This is a genomic window from Halanaerobium sp. (genome assembly GCF_003070835.1).
In genome coordinates, this window is the sequence record NZ_QBLR01000455.1 from 1 (window position 1) to 1,963 (window position 1,963).

A 1,963-nucleotide genomic window follows, 5' to 3' on the forward strand; every position below is an offset into this window, starting at 1 on the left:
TCTCTTTTTAATTACCCAATTTTGAGCTGAATCAACAGTATTATTAGACATTCTAGATCCTTTTAGTACTACAAAACCCTCACTAGTTATTTGGATCTTTGCCAAAGAGAAAATATACTCCAATATTTTGTAGATCAGCTCTATCATCAGACTCTTTAATTAAAGAACGAGGGATTTTATAAGCTTTTCCAACCCAATTGGATAATTCACAGGACATTTTTTTATACTGCAGTCTTAGTAGGTTGAGTCACTCTAGTATCTCCATAATTAGAACTGTTATCCTGAATAAAATAACAATGTACATCCCTAGATACTGATTCAACAATATTAGAAAAATAATTTACATCTTTATTATAAACAGACGCAATTAATAAATCTACTTTAGATTTAAAAATTGATCTATATTCTATATCAGCTAATTCATAACAATTATAGCAAGCAAAATGAGCACCTCTCCAAACAAACTTATCATAATTCCAATATTTAGTATCTGGAACTTTTAAATGATTTCCAATGAGCTGTTCAATTTCTGCCGGTGAATAATGATTTTTTATTCTTACTTTGACTATTGAATATGTAACGCCCCCTAAGAGTATTGGACAGACACCAATCAAACATCTTATAATAATTATAGGGGGTAAAAGCAAATGGCTAAAACTTATGATCCTGATGAAAAAATGGAAATTGTTCTTCGAGTTATCAAAGGCGAAAAAATATCTAATCTAGTCGATGAATATGATGTCAGCCGCAGCTCCATCTATCTCTGGAAGAATGAATTTTTAGATGGAGGTATGAGCAAGCTCAGTGGTGATTCTATTACTGAACAGGAAGCCAGGCTTAAAGAAAAAGATGAACAAATCAAAGAGATGGAAAAAATCATTGGTCAGCAGAAAGTCCAGATGGAAATTCTAAAAAAAGCCCTGGCAGAACTAAATACTCCCGATAAAATTAAGATAATTAATCAGCTTAAATCAGAATATACTATTACAGAACTATGTCGAACTTTTAATATAGCCAGAAGCACTTACTATTACCGTCAGAATAATGATCAAGACGAAAATAATAAGACTGAAGATCAACTTTATACTGGTCATCCAGCTTATGATAAAGATGGTAATCTAGTACCAGAAGAAGATGTTGTTCAACTGGTTAAAGATTACTGTGATGAGTCTCCTCATCTAGGCTACAGAATGGTAACTGATTACCTGAACTATACAGAAAATCTAAAAGTTAATCACAAACGAATTTACCGCATTATGAAGGTTTTAGACCTCCTGCAGGATAAGATAGTACCAAAACCGAAAGAATATCAATTAAGACAAAAACATGAACTAACTGGACCTAACCAGCTCTGGGAGATGGATTGTGAAGTCTATAGAAAACATTACCGCAGCATAACCCACTGCAGGAATTCTATTGCTAAATTTATTGATAAATACAATAACAGAAGACCACATTCATCTGTTGGTAAAATACCACCAGCAGTTTATCATAAAAACATCCTGAATAACTTAGTTTCAGGAATTAAATTTGCAGCATAAGTAATTAAATTTACTGAGAATTTGTGTTTAACAAATCATATTAAAGCTTGTCCAAGATTAGAGGGGCTAGCTCATTTTTATTTACTGTCTCTTCACTGCTATTCCATTGAAATAACTCTAATAATTCATTAGCTTCAAGAGAAATAGAAATAGCTAGATCTTTAGGATTATGAAATTGAGACCAATTTCTATCATCTCTGAATTTTATAATTTTTTTTATTAATTTTTTATCCATAATCTTAACTCCAATCTAAAATTTATTTCATTGTTATTAAAGCAGCATTAATCCTTCGCACATACTGCCAATGTACATTATTGTATTTTTGAGCTAGTTTCAACAAATCAGGTGTTTCAAAATAGAAAAAGATATGTTTAGGTAAATCTAGCAATGATATTTGTGGAGAATCAACATAGTGTTTGCC

The 1,963-nt window shown here is 31.4% G+C and carries 3 protein-coding genes; 1 reads left to right on the forward strand and 2 read right to left on the reverse strand.

Translation table 11 applies throughout. The features are described from left to right. Window positions 1-221 precede the first annotated feature (221 nt). Window positions 222-614, reverse strand: a complete 393-nt coding sequence (locus CI949_RS20355) for a hypothetical protein (protein WP_073160899.1) — start codon at window positions 612-614, stop codon at window positions 222-224. 33 nt (window positions 615-647) lie between these two features. Between CI949_RS20355 and CI949_RS20360 the strand changes: the two genes are divergently transcribed. Next, the gene (locus CI949_RS20360; protein WP_073160897.1) at window positions 648-1,541 is read left to right on the forward strand and encodes an IS3 family transposase; all 894 of its coding nucleotides are present in this window, start codon (window positions 648-650) and stop codon (window positions 1,539-1,541) included. Window positions 1,542-1,581: 40 nt separating this feature from the next. Here the strand turns inward: CI949_RS20360 and CI949_RS20365 are convergent, their stop codons facing one another. Then, window positions 1,582-1,776, reverse strand: a complete 195-nt coding sequence (locus CI949_RS20365) for a hypothetical protein (RefSeq protein ID WP_073160895.1) — start codon at window positions 1,774-1,776, stop codon at window positions 1,582-1,584. Window positions 1,777-1,963: the final 187 nt, after the last annotated feature.

Bases quoted from the DNA above. Each gene is read 5' to 3' on its own strand.
- CI949_RS20360 (WP_073160897.1), top strand. From the start codon at position 648: ATGGCTAAAACTTATGATCCTGATGAAAAAATGGAAATTGTTCTTCGA.
- CI949_RS20365 (WP_073160895.1), bottom strand. From the start codon at position 1,776: ATGGATAAAAAATTAATAAAAAAAATTATAAAATTCAGAGATGATAGA.